Origin of the sequence: Pseudomonas fluorescens, assembly GCF_001708445.1 — a bacterium.
GTDB lineage: Bacteria > Pseudomonadota > Gammaproteobacteria > Pseudomonadales > Pseudomonadaceae > Aquipseudomonas > Aquipseudomonas gorinensis.
Genome location: NZ_CP015637.1, coordinates 6,076,527 through 6,092,514, shown reverse-complemented (window position 1 = coordinate 6,092,514; position 15,988 = coordinate 6,076,527). Strand labels below are relative to the sequence as shown.

Sequence of the window (15,988 nt, the reverse complement as noted above, 5' to 3'; positions counted from 1 at the left end):
CATCGCACCCTCTGTAGGAGCGAGCTTGCTCGCGAAGAACGAGAGAGCGCCGCGTCACATCAGAAACGCTGCGTTATCGTTGACGATCTTCGCGAGCAAGCTCGCTCCAACATTGGTTAGATGGTTTATGTCGCCCCCACTGCGAGAACCCCATGCCCCAACCGCGTCCCTACAAAGTTGCACTCAACGGCTACGGCCGCATTGGTCGTTGCGTCTTGCGTGCTCTGTTCGAGCGAGGGGCGGCGGCCGGTTTTGAAATTGTCGCGATCAATGACCTGGCCGACATGGCCAGTATCGAATACCTGACACGCTTTGACTCCACCCACGGCCGCTTTCCCGGCGAAGTGCGGGTCGAAGGCGATTGTCTGCATATCAAGGGCGACTGCGTGAAAGTGTTGCGCAGTGCCACCCCCGAGGGCATCGACTGGGCGGCGCTGGGCGTCGACCTGGTGCTGGAATGCTCCGGTGCCTATAACACCCGCGCCGATGGCCAGCGTTTTCTCGATGCCGGCGCCCCGCGAGTGTTGTTTTCCCAGCCGATGGCCAGCGAGGCGGATGTCGACGCCACCATCGTCTACGGCATCAACCAGGATTGCCTCACCGGTCATGAGTTGCTGGTGTCCAATGCCTCCTGCACCACCAACTGCAGCGTACCGCTGTTGCGCCTGCTGGATCAGGCGATCGGCCTGGACTACGTGTCGATTACCACCATCCACTCGGCGATGAACGACCAGCCGGTGATCGACGCCTATCACCACGAAGACCTGCGCCGCACGCGCTCGGCGTTCCAGTCAGTGATTCCGGTGTCCACCGGCCTGGCGCGCGGCATCGAACGACTGTTGCCGGAACTTGCCGGGCGAATTCAGGCCAAAGCCGTACGGGTGCCGACGGTGAACGTGTCCTGCCTGGACATCACCATGCAAACCGTCAGCGACACCGATGCCGAGGAGGTCAACCGGATCCTGCGTGACGCCGCCACCAGCGGCCCGCTCAAGGGCCTTCTGGCCTATACCGAGTTGCCCCACGCCAGTTGTGATTTCAACCATGACCCGCATTCGGCGATTGTCGATGCCAGCCAGACCCGCGTTTCCGGCCCGAGGCTGGTGAACATCCTGGCCTGGTTCGACAACGAATGGGGGTTTGCCAACCGTATGCTGGACGTCGCAGAACACTATCTGCAAACAGCCTCTCCAAAACTTTAGCCTCAGGAATTGCCTCCCATGACCGTGTTGAAGATGACCGACCTCGATCTGCAAGGTAAGCGCGTACTGATTCGCGAAGACCTCAACGTCCCAGTCAAGGACGGTGTTGTCACCAGTGATGCGCGAATCCTGGCCTCGCTGCCGACCATCAAGCTGGCTCTGGAAAAAGGTGCGGCCGTGATGGTCTGCTCCCACCTGGGTCGTCCGACCGAAGGTGAGTTCTCCGCCGAAAACAGCCTCAAGCCTGTGGCTGACTACCTGAGCAAGGCCCTGGGCCGGGACGTGCCACTGGTGGCTGACTACCTGGGGGGCGTCGACGTCACGCCTGGCGACATCGTGTTGTTCGAAAACGTGCGCTTCAACAAAGGCGAGAAAAAGAACAGCGACGAACTGGCCCAGCAATACGCGGCCCTGTGCGACGTGTTCGTGATGGACGCTTTCGGTACCGCCCACCGCGCCGAAGGTTCGACCCATGGCGTGGCCAAGTTTGCCAAGGTCGCCGCTGCAGGCCCTCTGCTGGCTGCTGAACTGGACGCGCTGGGCAAGGCCCTGGGTGCGCCCGCACAGCCAATGGCCGCCATCGTGGCCGGCTCGAAAGTTTCAACCAAGCTGGACGTGCTCAATAGCCTCAGCCAGATCTGTAACCAGCTGATCGTCGGCGGCGGCATTGCCAACACGTTCTTGGCGGCCGCGGGTCACCCGGTGGGCAAGTCCCTGTACGAGCCGGACCTGCTCGACACCGCGCGCGCCATCGCTGCCAAGGTCAGCGTACCGCTGCCAGTGGACGTGGTCGTGGCCAAGGAATTTGCGGAAAGCGCCGAAGCGACCGTCAAGCTGATCGACGATGTGGCCGCCGACGACATGATCCTGGATATCGGCCCGCAAACCGCGGCCAACTTCGCAGAGCTGCTCAAGGCTTCCCAGACCATCCTGTGGAACGGCCCGGTGGGTGTGTTTGAGTTCGATCAGTTCGGCAATGGCACCAAAGTGCTGGCCAAGGCGATTGCCGAAAGCTCGGCATTCTCCATAGCCGGCGGCGGCGACACCCTGGCGGCCATCGATAAATATGGCGTTGCCGACCAGATCTCCTACATTTCTACCGGTGGCGGTGCGTTCCTCGAGTTCGTTGAAGGCAAGGTCCTGCCTGCCGTTGAAGTCCTGGAAAGCCGGGCCAAAGGCTAAGGCGCGCGATCAGGAAAAGGAGCATTCCCATGATCAAGTCGTTGGCACTGGTGCTCGCAGCGGGCCTGTTGGCTGGCTGCGGCAGTACGCCGAACGCTGCGCCGGAGGTTGGCAAGCCCGCGCCAGCGCAGAAAAAAAGCTGCTATCAGGCCGATTGGCAAGCCGAGACCATGCCGGTGATCAACAAGCGCATCGGCAATGAACGCCTGGAGAAATACGACTCCGCGCCCAACGGTCAGGAACAGGGTTGCCCTTGACGGGTCTGATCAACTAACCGACAGCAGTGGCGGCCTTTTGGGGCGCCGTTCGAGGATTGGCAATGAAAGGCGTTTTCGCCCTGGCAACACTGGCGTTACTGGCCGGTTGCAGCAGCATGAACATGTTCAACAAGGCAGAGTCTGCCGACAAATGGACCACTTGGACCTGCGATAGCAAGGCCGAGGTCAACTGGCGCTTTGCTAACCAGGCCCACAGCGAGGTGGATGTACGCCTCGGCGGTTCCGACCAGGTTTACCGCCTTAAGCAGGACGTTGCCGCCTCGGGCGTGCTGTACAGCAACGACCAATTGGCGTTTCACACAAAAGGTGAGGAAGGCCTGGTTTACTGGGTGGCCACCGACGATTTGATCGGGCGGGGCTGCAAGGCCCAGTAAACAGAACACGGTCTCAACATTAATGAGATCCCAATGTGGGAGGGGGCTTGCCCCCGATAGCGTTGGGTCAGCCACCCGCGATGTCGACAGGTAAATCGCCATCGCGGGCAAGCCCCCTCCCACATTGATACGGTTTCAAAGTGATGTCGGCGTTGAGTCCGGCTCACAAAAAACGATTCAGCAGGCCAGGTATGCAAAGCCTGACCTTCAATAACTTGAATAGCAGCCGCCGCTACGGCAGGCTTGCACGATTAACGACCCTCGACCGGGAGAGACAACACAATGGCACTTATCAGCATGCGTCAAATGCTGGACCACGCAGCCGAATTCGGCTACGGCGTCCCAGCTTTTAACGTCAACAACCTTGAGCAGATGCGCGCCATCATGGAAGCCGCTGACAAGACCGACTCCCCTGTGATCGTCCAGGCTTCGGCCGGTGCCCGCAAATACGCCGGCGCGCCTTTCCTGCGCCACCTGATCCTCGCCGCGATCGAAGAATTCCCGCACATCCCGGTGTGCATGCACCAGGACCACGGCACTAGCCCTGACGTGTGCCAGCGCTCCATCCAACTGGGTTTCAGCTCGGTGATGATGGACGGTTCCCTTGGCGAAGACGGCAAGACCCCGACCGACTACGAGTACAACGTCCGCGTGACCCAACAAACCGTGGCCATGGCTCACGCCTGCGGCGTGTCGGTTGAAGGCGAGCTGGGCTGCCTGGGTTCCCTGGAAACCGGCATGGCCGGTGAAGAAGACGGTATTGGCGCCGAAGGCGTGCTGGATCACAGCCAGATGCTGACTGACCCGGAAGAAGCCGCTGACTTCGTCAAGAAGACCCAGGTGGATGCCCTGGCGATCGCCATCGGCACCAGCCACGGCGCCTACAAGTTCACCAAGCCGCCAACCGGCGACGTGCTGGCTATCGACCGCATCAAGGAAATCCACAAGCGCATCCCTAACACCCACCTGGTGATGCACGGTTCTTCCTCGGTACCGCAAGAGTGGCTGGCGATCATCAACCAGTACGGCGGCGACATCAAAGAAACCTACGGCGTACCGGTTGAAGAAATCGTCGAAGGCATCAAGTACGGCGTGCGCAAGGTCAACATCGACACCGACCTGCGCCTGGCGTCCACCGGTGCGATGCGTCGCCTGATGGCCACCAACCCAAGCGAATTCGACCCACGTAAATTCTTCGGCGCAACCGTGACGGCGATGCGTGACGTGTGTATCGCTCGCTATGAAGCGTTCGGTACTGCCGGCAACGCTTCGAAGATCAAGCCGATCTCGTTGGAAGCGATGTACCAGCGTTACCTGAAAGGTGAGTTGAACGCTAAGGTGAATTAAGCCTCAGGCGTTAAAAAGAAGCCCGCAGTGATGCGGGCTTTTTTTGGTACCGAGTTAAATGAACTGAATGTTTTCCCTTTGTTGTTTTTTGATGCTTTGCTGAACATTTTAAGTTTGATCAAGTTGATAAGACAAAATGCTCGGTGCGCCCGTTGGTTCAGTTAAGTGTCGGGTGTCATTCAGATCCGTCTTGTTTAACTGTAATTAAATCCATGAGGCGTTACAGTGATCGTGCTGAACGCAATTAAACTACCGGCGCTTATTTCTAATTTATATTTAAAGCTGTCAACCTTGACAGTATCGCTCGTTGGCCATCGTGCCTAGGCTGGAGTCACTCATTAAAGAGAGGTGTACACGGCTATGTCACATCCATATCTTATAAAATCGCTTCAGTGTCTAACTGCTATTGGCGCGTTGGCGTTGATGGGGAGTGCATATGCGGCGCCGTTATCTTGCCCCGAGGTTTCAACCATCACGGCGGTGAGCATTCAGTTTTCAGCTGAAGAAGAGGGGTGGAAGGGTGAGCAGTCCATTGACAATAAATCGATGGTCGAAGGGTTCAAGTTTATGGGCTCGGCAATCAAGCAGGGAACGGACAGCGAAACAAAGTTGCCTTATAACTATGTAATCTGTAATTACAGTGGTAAAGGTAAGGATGACTATCTAAGGTTGTCCCAGAGGTTTGTCCTGCCTCCTGTGCCTAAAGGTTCTGGTTGGAAGGATAATGAGTGCGCAACGAGTAAGGTCGCGGACTGTGCTTTTGAGTTGGAGAATTCAAAGGGCCCAGCTCAGATGAAATTACCTGCCCAGTAGACAGGCAACCTCGTCGCGTGAAAAGTGGCGGCCGCTCTTGGTGAGCGGCCGCGCATGTGTATGCCAGTAAAGGCGGTATTGGCCACATTGTTCAGATCGCGCTCGGCGAAGTCCGCCAGGCCGAGGCGCTCAAGGGGGGGCGTCAAGGCGTTCGCGCAGGCAGGCAACGCCCACGCGAAATGAGGCGCCGCTCACTCGTGGTCGATATCCAGCTTGGCAAACGTCACCCGTGCGCCTTCCTTGCTATCCCCGCTGTTGTCCTGAACATACGCGCCAGCCTTGAAGTACAGGGGTTTGCTGCCCCACGCCGCACCGATGCGTTCGTTCCACTCACTGTCGGCGGCGTACACACTGAGCAGCCCGGCCTTGTTGAGGTTGATCACGTAGGTGAAGCTTTTTTCCAGCGGCACATTGGAAGCCACGATGATCACGCGGCTTTCATCCTCATCCGGACGCATGCGGACCTTGGCGACGATGTTGCCGGTCTGGGTTTTTTCCTTGAATTGATACTCCAGCTTGATCAGCGGCTTCTGGCTGTCATAGGCGTGAATCTGGCCGATCACCACCTTGCCGGTGGACGGTACCTGGTTGACGGTCAGCGTGGCGCGCAGGAAGTTGTCGGCGTCAGGGTAGGTCCAGTTACGCAGGCGGCCGTCGGCGTAGGTTTCACGCAGTTCGCTGCGGGGGTAGACAGCGTTTTCGGTACGGGTGCCGGTGACGGGTGTCCAGAATTGCACATTGCTCCCTTCTGCCTGGAAATATTGGTCATTGAAGCCGCTCATCAGCTTCGGGGTGTCGATGGTCGCGGGGGGCGAGCCGACCGGAATACTCAGGTTCCAGGTGGAAAGATCAATCATGGGCGTAGGCCTTTTTACAGAGGGGTGTAGGCTATGGCCCTTGGGCCAGACAGGTTCTTTATAGGCGGTCGTCACTCGCTTGTTAATTATTGCTCGGCAATTTATTGGCGCCAAAGGAATGCCAAAAAGCCATGTTGCCCATGAACCGTGGGCTGCAGGCACTGACCGTTAGTCGGCTTCCCAGGCTTTGGCGCAATGATGGCATCGCGGTGACTTCTGATTTTTGGGAACCGAGGCTAGAGTGATGCCTCAGAGTTTGTCCGGGTTTTCTGTCAGAAGTGACTGGGACAGCTCCTTTAGGAAGAGACGTAGCATGGAATGCGCACCACTCCCCGGCGATGGCAGTTCGGTTCTTCTGGTGGTCGATGACTACCCGGAAAACCTGATCAGCATGCGCGCACTTTTGCAGCGTGATGATTGGCATGTGGTGACCGCTGCTTCAGGTCTTGAAGCCCTGGAATTGCTGCTGCAGCTCGAAGTTGATCTGGTATTGCTGGATGTGATGATGCCCGGCATGGACGGCTTTGAAGTCGCCCGCCTGATGCGCGGCAACCAGCGCACCCGGATGACGCCAATCATCTTCCTCAGTGCCAATGCCCAATCGCCCGCCGCCGTGCTCGAGGGCTATGCCAGCGGCGCGATCGACTACCTGTTCAAACCGTTCGACCCGCATATCCTCAAGCCCAAGGTCCAGGCGTTGCTGGAGCACCAGCGTAATCGCCGGGCGCTGCAGCGCCTGAGTCATGACCTGGAATCGGCGCGTGCCTTTAATGCCTCGGTGTTGGACAACGCCGCCGAAGGCATCCTGGTGGTGGGGGAGGGGGGAGTGATCGAGTACGCCAACCCGGCGATTTCGCGCCTGCTCAATGCCACGATCCAGGAACTGCAAGGCCAGGAGTTCCTCGGCTTCCTGCAAAAACCCCATGTACCTGCCTGGCTGGATTCGCAGATGTATGCCGGTTACCGCCAGGGCGAAACCTGGCGCTTGCATGATGCGATCCTGCGCACAGGCCGCGGCCAACAGGTGCCGGTGGCGTTGTCGTGCGCGCCGTTGCCCTCTGAGCAGAAGGCCATGGTGGTGACGGTGCTGGATATGTCCGAAATACGTCACCTGCACCAGCAACTGGAGTTTCAGGCCGTCACAGACCCGCTGACCGGTTTGCTGAATCGGCGCGGCTTCTATCAAGCAGTAGAGAGTGCGTTGTTGCGCGGCGAACGCGTCGAGCGGTCGCTGGTGTTGCTGTACCTGGACCTGGATGGGTTCAAACGGGTCAACGATTCACTGGGGCATGACGCTGGCGATCGGGTGCTGCGCTGGGTGTCGGAACAATTGCAGGGCAGCGTGCGCGCCAGCGACATTCTCGGACGCATGGGCGGCGACGAATTCACGGCATTGCTGGAGCTGGAGTTCCCGGAACAGGCCGCGAAAATTTCGGAAAAACTGATTGAGCGTGTGTCTGTTTGCCAGCAGGTCGACGGGTTGGATGTGATGCTCGGGGTCAGCATCGGCATTGCCACTTTCCCGGATTGCGGTTCTGACTTGAACGGTCTGCTGCGTGCGGCAGACATCGCCATGTACGAAGCCAAGCGTGCGGGGCGTCAGCAGTACCGCTATTACGATCAGGAAATGAACGGGCGTGCTCGTTCGCGGCTGATGCTTGAAGACAGCGTGCGCACGGCGATTCAGAACAAGGACTTCACCTTGGTGTACCAACCCCAGGTGTCCCTGGAGGACGGTCGCTTGCGCGGCGTCGAGGCGCTATTGCGCTGGCAGCACCCCAGCGTCGGTGATGTGCCGCCGGGGCTGTTTTTACCGCTGCTGGAGGAGGCCCGGCTGATCAGCCAGTTGAGTGCCTGGATTTACCTGCAGGTCGCTGCGCAGCGCCAGATGTGGCAGGTGGCTTTGGATGACGAACTGGTGCTGAGCGTGAGCCTGAGCAGCAGCCAGTTCAATATGCCGCAGCTGTCCAGCCAACTGCAGCAGGTGCTGGAGCGGCATGGGTTGCAGGGGCGGCAGTTGGAGGTGGAAATCAGCGAAGACAGCCTGATGAGCAATCTTGAAGAGTCTGCCAAGCAGCTCAAGTTGTTGCGTCAGGTCGGGGTGCGTATCGCCCTGGATGACTTTGGCTGCGGCCACTGTTCCCTGGCTCACCTGCGCGACCTGGAGTTCGACACCCTCAAGCTTGATCCGCAACTGGTCGCGCGCCTGCCGGGTTCGGCGCGGGATGCCGCACTGGCCCGCAGCATTATCCAATTGTGCGAGCACTTCGAGGTGCTGGTGATCGCCGAGGGCGTAGAGACGCAGGAGCAATCCGAGTGGCTCAAGGCCAATGGTTGCCGATTTATCCAGGGGCCATGGGCGGCGCAGCCGTTGATGGCCGAGGAAGTGCTCGTCTGGGCGCGCGCTCGCGTGCGTTGAATTCGCTACACTGGCGCCCATCCGAACCCTGTTGCAGACCCCCAATGACCGCCCTGAAATACCTCCAGGCCTACCCCGCAGCCCTCCAGGAGCAAGTGCGCCAACTGATCGCCAAGGACCAGTTGGGTGCCTACCTGGAGCAGCGTTACCCCGAGCGCCACGCCGTGCAGAGTGACAAGGCGTTGTATGCCTACGCGCTGGCCCTGAAGCAGGAGCACCTGCGCAACGCGCCGGCCATCGACAAAGTGCTGTTCGACAACCGCCTGGACCTGACCCATCGCGCCCTCGGCTTGCACACCACGATTTCCCGGGTGCAGGGCGGCAACCTGAAGTCCAAGAAAGAGATCCGCATCGCCGCGCTGTTCAAGGAGGCCGCGCCGCAGTTCCTGCGCATGATCGTGGTGCACGAGCTGGCGCACTTCAAGGAGTCGGACCACAACAAGGCGTTCTATAAACTCTGTGAGTACATGATGCCGGGCTACCATCAGGTGGAATTCGACCTGCGGGTGTACCTCACCTATCGCGACTTGCAGGGCAAGCCCTAACCGTACAAGGCGACCGACCATGGATGTGAGCAAGACCAAGAGCAGCTTTTACCGCCGGCTCTATGTGGCCTACCTGATCGACAGCGGGCAAGCCAGCAGCGTACCGGCGCTGACCGAGTTGACGGGCATGCCCCGGCGCACGGCGCAGGACACGATTGCGGCGCTGGCCGACCTGGATATCGTGTGTGAGTTCGAACAACAAGATGGCGGCCGCAACCATGCCGGGCATTATCGGATTCGGGATTGGGGCGCGATTGATCGGCGGTGGATCGAGGTGAATCTCGGGTCCATCAAACAGGTATTGGGTTATCCCTGAGGTTCTGCGGGGATTTGGCTGACGCCATCGGGGGCAAGTCGAATCGTCGCACCGCCCCTCCCACAGTTTGAACTGTGACTACATTCAAATGTGGGAGGGGGCTTGCCCCCGATGGCGGCCTCAAACGCGCCGCATACCAATATGTGGAATATCGTCTTCCAGGTATTCCTCGCCCGCCACCAGAAAACCATACCGACCGTAATACCCTTGCAAATGGGCCTGGGCTGACAGGAATATCGGCGTTTCTGGCCAGATATCGTCAATCTGCCTGAGGGTTTCCTGCATCATCAGGTGCCCCAGCCCGGTGCCGCGCGCCATGGGGGCCACGATTACCCGCCCGATCACCACGTCGCCGCCCTGGGACTCCGGGTCCAACAGGCGCAGGTAAGCCACCAACTGGTCGTCCTGCCAGGCCATCAGGTGGTGGGTATCGCCTTCCAGGTCCTGCCCGTCGATGTCCTGGTAGATGCACTTCTGCTCGACGACAAAGACTTCGCTGCGCAGGCGCAGGATGGCGTAGAGCTGCTCCTTGCCCAGGTCATTGTGATGTTTGCAGACCCATTCGACTGTCATGGTGCGTTCTCTTTATCAATGTCTGTTCTGGATAGTAAGCGCGCCACGCCTTTGTGTCGAAATCAGCTATTTTTGTGAGTGACGTCAATTCGCCATCATTGTGTGCATCTGCCGTCGGCTTCTTGTGTAATCTGAACTACTGTTAGAGCCTCAGGCCTCGCCTGAGTAAGGGCTACCGCCTGCCTGCCAAGGACTTTAAGCATGCCGCGATTCTCTCGTGCCGTTGCTTTGATTGGAGTTTTATTGCTGGCCCAGCCAGTGTTCGCAGAGCGTCTGCGCCTGGTAGCGGATGCCTGGCCACCCTTTACCGATGCCACCTTGATCAATGGCGGGCTGGCCACCGACATTGTCACCACGGCCTTGGCCCGCGCCGGGTACGCCAGTGATTTCGAACAGGTGCCCTGGGCTCGCGCACTGATGGGGGTGGGCGATGGGCGCTATGACGTACTGATCAACGCCTGGTACGACGATGCTCGCACGCAGTTGGGGCAGTTTTCCGCGGAATACCTGGTGAACCGTGTGCGTTTTATCAAGCGCCGTGATGACCCGATCGAGTTCCAGAACCTTGAGCAATTGCACGATGAGCCTATCGCCGTGGTGCGCGGGTACGTGTATTCGCCGGCGTTCGACCAGGATGCGCAATTGCAGAAAGTCCCTGTGCATAACTTTGCCATGGCCGTGCGCATGCTTGCGGCGCAGCGCGTGCGGTTGACGGTGGAGGATGAATATGTGGCGCGCTATTACCTGTCACGCGAATCGGCGCGGGTGCGCAATGCGGTGGAGTTTTTGCCCAAGCCCTTGAGCGAAAATAGCCTGCATATCCTGGTCAGCCTGAAGAACCCTGAGCATGCGCAGATCGTCGCCAGCTTTGACCGCGAGATTGCCAGGATGAAGGCTGATGGCAGTTATGCGCGGTTGATGAAGGCCCATGGCATGTAGTGCCTGTGCGGGCCTCATCGGGACCAAGCCCCCGATAGCGACCTAAGCCGCGCTGGTGTCCTTGATCAAATGCGCCGCCAAGGTGCGCAACGGCCCCAACTGCCGGCAAATCAACGCCAACTGCGTTTGCACCAACCGTTGCCCTTCATCGATCTCGTCCGGCATCTGCTCCAGGTCGGTTGCCAGCGCTTCCTCGGCATCACTCTGAATCGCAATCGGCTGTTTGTTGGCCAAGCCCTCGGCGATCTCATCGATGCTTGCCGCCAGTGTCTTGCCGGCGCCGTCGATCAAATGCTCACGCACCTCGGCCGGCAGTTGGGTTTCCCGATGCGCGCCGAGCCCTGACAAGTAGCTGAGCAGGGTGTGGGACAGCACCAGGAAGCGGAAGCCCACATCGGCTTCCTTACGGAAGTGCCCCGGTTCCATCAGCATATTGGCCAAGGTGGTGGACAGGGCCGCGTCGGCGTTATGCGCATTGCGTCGAGCCAGGCGGTAGGCCAGGTCATCGCGCTTGCCGGCAGCATACTGCTGCATGATTTGGCGCAGGTAGATGCTGTTGCAGGTCAGGGTGTTGGCCAGCACTTTGTTCAGGCGGCGGCCTTGCCAGTCCGGCAGGAACAGGAACACCGCCAGGCCGGCAATCACGCTGCCCAGCAACGTATCGAACAGGCGTGGCAGGAACAACCCGTAGCCATCGCCCACTTGGTTAAAGCAGAACAGCACCATCAAGGTGATCGCCGCCGTGGCCAGGGTGTAGCGGGTGGTGCGGTTGATAAAGAACACCAGGCCTGCGGCGATGGCGAACATCGATTGCACCAGCGGGCTGGGGAACAGGTCGAACAGTGCCCAGGCCACGGTGAGGCCGATGGCCGTGCCGATGATCCGCTGACCGAGCTTGCGCCGCGTGGCGCCATAGTTGGGCTGGCAGACGAACAGGGTGGTGAGGATGATCCAGTAGCCTTGGGACGCGTGGATCGCGTGCAGGACGCCATAGCCGACGGTCAGCGCCAGGGCCAGGCGCAAGGCGTGACGGAACAGCAGCGACGTCGGTGTGAGCTGGGTGCGCAGGCGCGTCCACATCTCCTTGAGGTTGCGCGGGGCGCGGTCCAGCAGGTTGCTGTCGGTAGCGTCGGCCAGGGCGTCGGGATTGCTGGCGTCGCCCAGCAGGCGATCCAGGGTCGAGAGGTTGGCCGCCAGGGCACGCAACGAGCGTAGCAGGCCGCGCCAGGCCGGGTTGCTCTGGATGCGCAGGTGTTCCAGGGAGGCATTCAGGTCGCCCAGGGCTTCGGCGAAGTGGGCGTCATAAATGAACGGCTGGCGCAGTTGGATCGACTCGGCCAGGGCCTGGCAGGCTTTGCCTTGCTGGCGCAGCAGGCGCTGGCAGCGGAACAGCACATCGCTGTGGAAGAACGCCTCGGCCAGGGCGTTGTAGGGGTAGTGGGACGAACTGGCGCGTTCATGGATGTCCTGGGCCAGGAAGTACAGCTTGAGGTAGCGGCTGACCTTCGAACCCGGTCGGCCATTGCCGACGCGGTGCAGGATGATTTCCTTGGCCGCATTGAGCGCCGCCACCACCCGGCCATTTTGCTGGGCCAGTTCCAGGCGCCGCGCCTCCACATCCAGTTGGCGGATCGGCTCGAACAGCGACGATTTAAGCTTGAGATAATGCCCCAACTCTCGAAACAGGCGCGCCAGGCTCTGCTGTACCGGCTGGTTGGAAAACAGCACCTGCCACAGCACCGACAACACGCCGTACCAGGCAGCACCGGCCACCAGCAGCAAGGGTTCATGCCAGAAATCGCTGACGGCGCCGCCGCGCTGGTCCACGCCGATCATGGTGTAGACCGATAGGATCAAGGTGGCCGAGGCAATCGCGCCATAGCGTTCGCCCAGGGCCCCGAGCATGGTCAGGCCGAAACTGGCCAGGGCCAGGGCGACTGCGAAAATCCAGGGGTAGGGGAACAGCAACTCCACGGACAGCGCGGCGATGCTGAAACACACCAGCGTCACCGCCAGGGCATTGAGGCGGCCCTGCCAACTGTCGTCGGTCTCGGCCAGGGCACTGGCGATGATCCCCAGGAACAGTGGGATCAGCAGTGTCATTTCATCCTGGTACCAGCACAGCGCCATGCTGCCGGTAAGGGCGATGAAGACCCGCACGCTATAACTGAATTTATCCAGCGCCCACAGGCGCCGCATGGACTGCTTGAACGAGGTCGATGACATGAAGTCTGGAGTCTTCCGGGACGTTGCCGCTAAATTGAGCTATCAAGGACGCCACGGCAAGCGTGGCGATCACATCTGACAGCAAATTATTCCCAGGCACACCACAAATCAAAATGTGGGAGGGGTACATCCTTCAGACGTACTGCGCTGCGGCGTAACCCGACGCCCACGCCCACTGAAAGTTAAACCCGCCCAGGTGCCCGGTCACATCCAGCACTTCCCCAATAAAGTACAAGCCCGGGCTTTTCAGTGATTCCATGGTCTTGGACGACACTTCCCGCGTATCCACGCCGCCCAGCGTTACTTCGGCGGTGCGATAACCTTCGGTGCCTGCCGGCACCAATTGCCAGTTCCCCAGCTTGTTGGCGATATCCGCCACTTCGGCATGGGTGTACTGCTTCATCGGCTTGGACACGAACCAGGTTTCCGACAGCAAGTTGGCCATTTTCTTGGTGAAGATTTCACCCAGCAAGGTTTTCAGCTCGCTGTTGGGCCGCTCGACCTGTTGCTGTTGCAGCCAGGTGTGGGCGTCGTGGTCGGGTAGCAGGTTGATCTCGACTGTGTCGCCGGGCTCCCAGTACGAAGAAATCTGCAAGATCGCCGGGCCGCTCAGGCCGCGGTGGGTAAACAGAATGTTCTCGCGAAAGCTCTGGCCGTTGCAGCTGACCAGGCAATCCACCGAGGTGCCGGACAGCTCGCCGCACAAGTCCTTGAGCTGGTCGGTGATGGTGAACGGCACCAGCCCGGCGCGGGTCGGCAGCAGTTCGTGGCCGAACTGCCTGGCCACTTGATAGCCAAATCCGGTAGCGCCCAGGGTTGGAATCGACAGGCCGCCGGTGGCGATCACCAGGGATTCGCAGCGCAGTTCACCCAAGGTGGTCTGCAACTGGTAGCCGTTGTCGAGCTTGGCGATTTCCTGGATAGACGTATCCAGGTGCAGGCTCACGCCGGTCTGGATGCATTCGTCGAGCAACATGCCGAGGATGTCGCTGGACTTGTTATCGCAAAACAGTTGGCCGAGTTTCTTCTCGTGGTACGGCACGCCGTGCTTGGCCACCAGGCCGATGAAATCCCACTGGGTATAACGGGCCAGGGCGGACTTGCAGAAGTGCGCGTTGTGCGAAAGGAAGTTGGCCGGCTCGGTGTACAGGTTAGTGAAATTGCAGCGGCCACCGCCGGACATCAGGATCTTCTTGCCGGCCTTGTTGGCATGGTCGATCAACATCACCTTGCGCCCACGCCCCGCAGCGGTCAGGGCGCACATCAAGCCTGCGGCGCCGGCGCCAATGATCACAACTTCGGTAGAGCGCACAGCAATGTCCTCATCTATGAATCAGTACGATCCCTGTAGGAGCGAGCTTGCTCGCGAAAACCCCATAGACGACACGGGCTACCTGATAGCGCTGCGTGATCGTTGACGTTTTTCGCGAGCAAGCTCGCTCCTACAAGGGGGGTGGGTTTTTTACAGGATGCGAACGCGCAACGAACGGCCCTTGATCTTGCCGTCATTCAAACGCTGCAACGCCTGCTTGGCGACGCCACGCTCCACGGCCACGAAGGCCTGGAAGTCAAAGATCGCGATCTTGCCCACCTGGGCGCCTGGGATGCCGGCTTCCCCGGTCAATGCGCCAAGGATATCGCCCGGGCGCACTTTGTCTTTACGGCCGGCGGCGATGCACAGGGTGCTCATCTGCGGCAGCAGCGGGCCGCCGCTTTGCGGCTTGAGGTTGTCCAGTTGGTCCCAGTTCAACGGCGACTTTTGCAGTTGCTCGATGGCCTGGGCGCGGTGCGCTTCGGACGGCGCCACCAGGCTGATGGCGATGCCGGTCTCACCGGCACGACCGGTACGGCCGACGCGGTGGATGTGGATTTCCGAGTCGCGGGCCAGTTCGACGTTGATCACCATGTCCAGCGAGTCGATGTCCAGGCCACGGGCGGCGACGTCGGTCGCCACCAGCACCGAGGTGCTGCGGTTGGCGAACATCGCCAGTACCTGGTCGCGGTCGCGCTGTTCCAGGTCGCCATGCAGGCCGACGGCGGAAATACCCTTGGACGTCAGGTGGTCGACGGTTTCCTGCACTTGCTGCTTGGTGAAGCAGAACGCCACGCACGATGCCGGGCGGAAGTGCGCGAGGACTTTCGTCACCGCGTCCATGCGCTCTTCCGGCGAGATTTCGAAGAAACGCTGCTCGATCTGGTCGTCGGAGTGGAAGGCTTCGGCTTTGACTTGCTGCGGCGCGCGCATGAACTTGGAGGCCAACTGCTTGATGCTCACCGGGTAGGTGGCCGAGAACAGCAGGGTCTGGCGGCGTGCCGGGGTCTTGCTGATGATGTCTTCGATGGCGTCGTAGAAGCCCATGTCGAGCATGCGGTCGGCTTCGTCGAGGATCAGCGTGTTCAAGCCATCGAGCACCAGCGAACCCTTGCGCAGGTGCTGCTGGATACGGCCCGGGGTGCCGACGATCACGTGGGCGCCATGTTCCAGGGAGGCGATCTGCGGGCCGAGGGACACGCCACCGCACAGGGTCAGCACCTTGATGTTGTCTTCGGCACGGGCCAGGCGACGGATTTCCTTGGCGACCTGGTCGGCCAGCTCACGGGTCGGGCACATCACCAGGGCCTGGCAGCCGAAGTAGCGCGGGTTGATCGGGTTCAGCAGGCCGATGCCGAAGGCGGCGGTCTTGCCACTGCCGGTCTTGGCCTGCGCGATCAGGTCCAGCCCCTTGAGGATCACCGGCAAGCTTTGCGCCTGGATCTGCGTCATCTCGGCATAACCCAGCGAGTCGAGGTTAGCCAGCATGGCGGCGGAGAGCGGCAAAGTATTAAAAGCGGTGGCGATGGTGGTCACGGGACTGGCTCTGCAAAACAAAATGTCGCGCAGTGTACCAGCCCTATGGGATTTTCCCTGCAAGTTCTC

The 15,988-nt window shown here is 60.1% G+C and carries 15 protein-coding genes; 10 read left to right on the top strand and 5 right to left on the bottom strand.

The window, feature by feature from the left end; translation table 11 throughout:
- The first annotated feature begins 152 nt into the window (after positions 1-152).
- The 6 genes from epd to A7317_RS27200 all read left to right on the top strand — a co-directional run bounded on the left by epd (position 153) and on the right by A7317_RS27200 (position 5,196).
- Positions 153-1,202 carry an erythrose-4-phosphate dehydrogenase gene (epd, locus tag A7317_RS27225; protein ID WP_024077847.1) on the top strand — a complete coding sequence of 350 codons (1,050 nt, stop codon included), beginning with the start codon at positions 153-155 and terminating at the stop codon, positions 1,200-1,202.
- An 18-nt stretch (positions 1,203-1,220) separates the two neighbouring features.
- Entirely contained in the window at positions 1,221-2,384 is a 1,164-nt protein-coding gene (locus A7317_RS27220) for a phosphoglycerate kinase (RefSeq protein WP_024077846.1), read from the top strand.
- Between the two features lie 29 nt (positions 2,385-2,413).
- The gene (locus A7317_RS27215; protein WP_024077845.1) at positions 2,414-2,641 is read left to right on the top strand and encodes a hypothetical protein; all 228 of its coding nucleotides are present in this window, start codon (positions 2,414-2,416) and stop codon (positions 2,639-2,641) included.
- A 62-nt stretch (positions 2,642-2,703) separates the two neighbouring features.
- The gene (locus A7317_RS27210) at positions 2,704-3,036 is read left to right on the top strand and encodes an MliC family protein (RefSeq protein WP_024077844.1); all 333 of its coding nucleotides are present in this window, start codon (positions 2,704-2,706) and stop codon (positions 3,034-3,036) included.
- A gap of 282 nt (positions 3,037-3,318) precedes the next feature.
- Positions 3,319-4,383: a class II fructose-bisphosphate aldolase gene (fba, locus tag A7317_RS27205; RefSeq protein WP_003177554.1), complete on the top strand. Its 1,065-nt coding sequence runs from the start codon at positions 3,319-3,321 to the stop codon at positions 4,381-4,383.
- Between the two features lie 360 nt (positions 4,384-4,743).
- A complete protein-coding gene (locus A7317_RS27200) occupies positions 4,744-5,196 on the top strand; it encodes a hypothetical protein (RefSeq protein ID WP_069077185.1) in 453 nt (150 codons plus the stop codon).
- 191 nt (positions 5,197-5,387) lie between these two features.
- Here the strand turns inward: A7317_RS27200 and A7317_RS27195 are convergent, their stop codons facing one another.
- Positions 5,388-6,053: a polysaccharide lyase family 7 protein gene (locus tag A7317_RS27195; protein ID WP_069077184.1), complete on the bottom strand. Its 666-nt coding sequence runs from the start codon at positions 6,051-6,053 to the stop codon at positions 5,388-5,390.
- A 313-nt stretch (positions 6,054-6,366) separates the two neighbouring features.
- Between A7317_RS27195 and A7317_RS27190 the strand changes: the two genes are divergently transcribed.
- The 3 genes from A7317_RS27190 to A7317_RS27180 are packed head-to-tail and all read left to right on the top strand — an operon-like array spanning position 6,367 to position 9,333.
- Positions 6,367-8,472, top strand: a complete 2,106-nt coding sequence (locus tag A7317_RS27190; protein WP_024077841.1) for a putative bifunctional diguanylate cyclase/phosphodiesterase — start codon at positions 6,367-6,369, stop codon at positions 8,470-8,472.
- A 44-nt stretch (positions 8,473-8,516) separates the two neighbouring features.
- Entirely contained in the window at positions 8,517-9,017 is a 501-nt protein-coding gene (locus A7317_RS27185) for a M48 family metallopeptidase (RefSeq protein WP_069077183.1), read from the top strand.
- Between the two features lie 19 nt (positions 9,018-9,036).
- Complete coding sequence (locus tag A7317_RS27180; RefSeq protein WP_024077839.1) at positions 9,037-9,333, top strand: winged helix-turn-helix domain-containing protein; 297 nt, start codon at positions 9,037-9,039, stop codon at positions 9,331-9,333.
- Positions 9,334-9,453: 120 nt separating this feature from the next.
- Here A7317_RS27180 and A7317_RS27175 read toward each other — a convergent pair whose 3' ends face one another.
- A complete protein-coding gene (locus A7317_RS27175; protein ID WP_069077182.1) occupies positions 9,454-9,906 on the bottom strand; it encodes a GNAT family N-acetyltransferase in 453 nt (150 codons plus the stop codon).
- Positions 9,907-10,107: 201 nt separating this feature from the next.
- Here A7317_RS27175 and A7317_RS27170 point away from each other — a divergent pair, with 201 nt between their 5' ends.
- Positions 10,108-10,845, top strand: a complete 738-nt coding sequence (locus tag A7317_RS27170) for a substrate-binding periplasmic protein (protein WP_024077837.1) — start codon at positions 10,108-10,110, stop codon at positions 10,843-10,845.
- Positions 10,846-10,887: 42 nt separating this feature from the next.
- Here the strand turns inward: A7317_RS27170 and yccS are convergent, their stop codons facing one another.
- The 3 genes from yccS to dbpA form a co-directional block, all read right to left on the bottom strand.
- Positions 10,888-13,071 (bottom strand): YccS family putative transporter, encoded by a 2,184-nt coding sequence (yccS, locus tag A7317_RS27165; protein WP_024077836.1) that lies wholly within the window; start codon positions 13,069-13,071, stop codon positions 10,888-10,890.
- Between the two features lie 133 nt (positions 13,072-13,204).
- Entirely contained in the window at positions 13,205-14,383 is a 1,179-nt protein-coding gene (locus A7317_RS27160; protein WP_069077181.1) for an NAD(P)/FAD-dependent oxidoreductase, read from the bottom strand.
- A gap of 150 nt (positions 14,384-14,533) precedes the next feature.
- The gene (gene dbpA / locus A7317_RS27155) at positions 14,534-15,871 is read right to left on the bottom strand and encodes an ATP-dependent RNA helicase DbpA (protein WP_236646017.1); all 1,338 of its coding nucleotides are present in this window, start codon (positions 15,869-15,871) and stop codon (positions 14,534-14,536) included.
- Between the last annotated feature and the right edge of the window lie 117 nt (positions 15,872-15,988).

Bases quoted from the DNA above. Each gene is read 5' to 3' on its own strand.
- A7317_RS27215 (WP_024077845.1), top strand. From the start codon at position 2,414: ATGATCAAGTCGTTGGCACTGGTGCTCGCAGCGGGCCTGTTGGCTGGC.
- A7317_RS27170 (WP_024077837.1), top strand. From the start codon at position 10,108: ATGCCGCGATTCTCTCGTGCCGTTGCTTTGATTGGAGTTTTATTGCTG.
- A7317_RS27180 (WP_024077839.1), top strand. From the start codon at position 9,037: ATGGATGTGAGCAAGACCAAGAGCAGCTTTTACCGCCGGCTCTATGTG.
- A7317_RS27185 (WP_069077183.1), top strand. From the start codon at position 8,517: ATGACCGCCCTGAAATACCTCCAGGCCTACCCCGCAGCCCTCCAGGAG.
- yccS (WP_024077836.1), bottom strand. From the start codon at position 13,071: ATGTCATCGACCTCGTTCAAGCAGTCCATGCGGCGCCTGTGGGCGCTG.
- A7317_RS27195 (WP_069077184.1), bottom strand. From the start codon at position 6,053: ATGATTGATCTTTCCACCTGGAACCTGAGTATTCCGGTCGGCTCGCCC.
- A7317_RS27210 (WP_024077844.1), top strand. From the start codon at position 2,704: ATGAAAGGCGTTTTCGCCCTGGCAACACTGGCGTTACTGGCCGGTTGC.
- A7317_RS27190 (WP_024077841.1), top strand. From the start codon at position 6,367: ATGGAATGCGCACCACTCCCCGGCGATGGCAGTTCGGTTCTTCTGGTG.
- fba (WP_003177554.1), top strand. From the start codon at position 3,319: ATGGCACTTATCAGCATGCGTCAAATGCTGGACCACGCAGCCGAATTC.
- A7317_RS27200 (WP_069077185.1), top strand. From the start codon at position 4,744: ATGTCACATCCATATCTTATAAAATCGCTTCAGTGTCTAACTGCTATT.
- dbpA (WP_236646017.1), bottom strand. From the start codon at position 15,871: ATGCTGGCTAACCTCGACTCGCTGGGTTATGCCGAGATGACGCAGATC.
- epd (WP_024077847.1), top strand. From the start codon at position 153: ATGCCCCAACCGCGTCCCTACAAAGTTGCACTCAACGGCTACGGCCGC.
- A7317_RS27175 (WP_069077182.1), bottom strand. From the start codon at position 9,906: ATGACAGTCGAATGGGTCTGCAAACATCACAATGACCTGGGCAAGGAG.
- A7317_RS27220 (WP_024077846.1), top strand. From the start codon at position 1,221: ATGACCGTGTTGAAGATGACCGACCTCGATCTGCAAGGTAAGCGCGTA.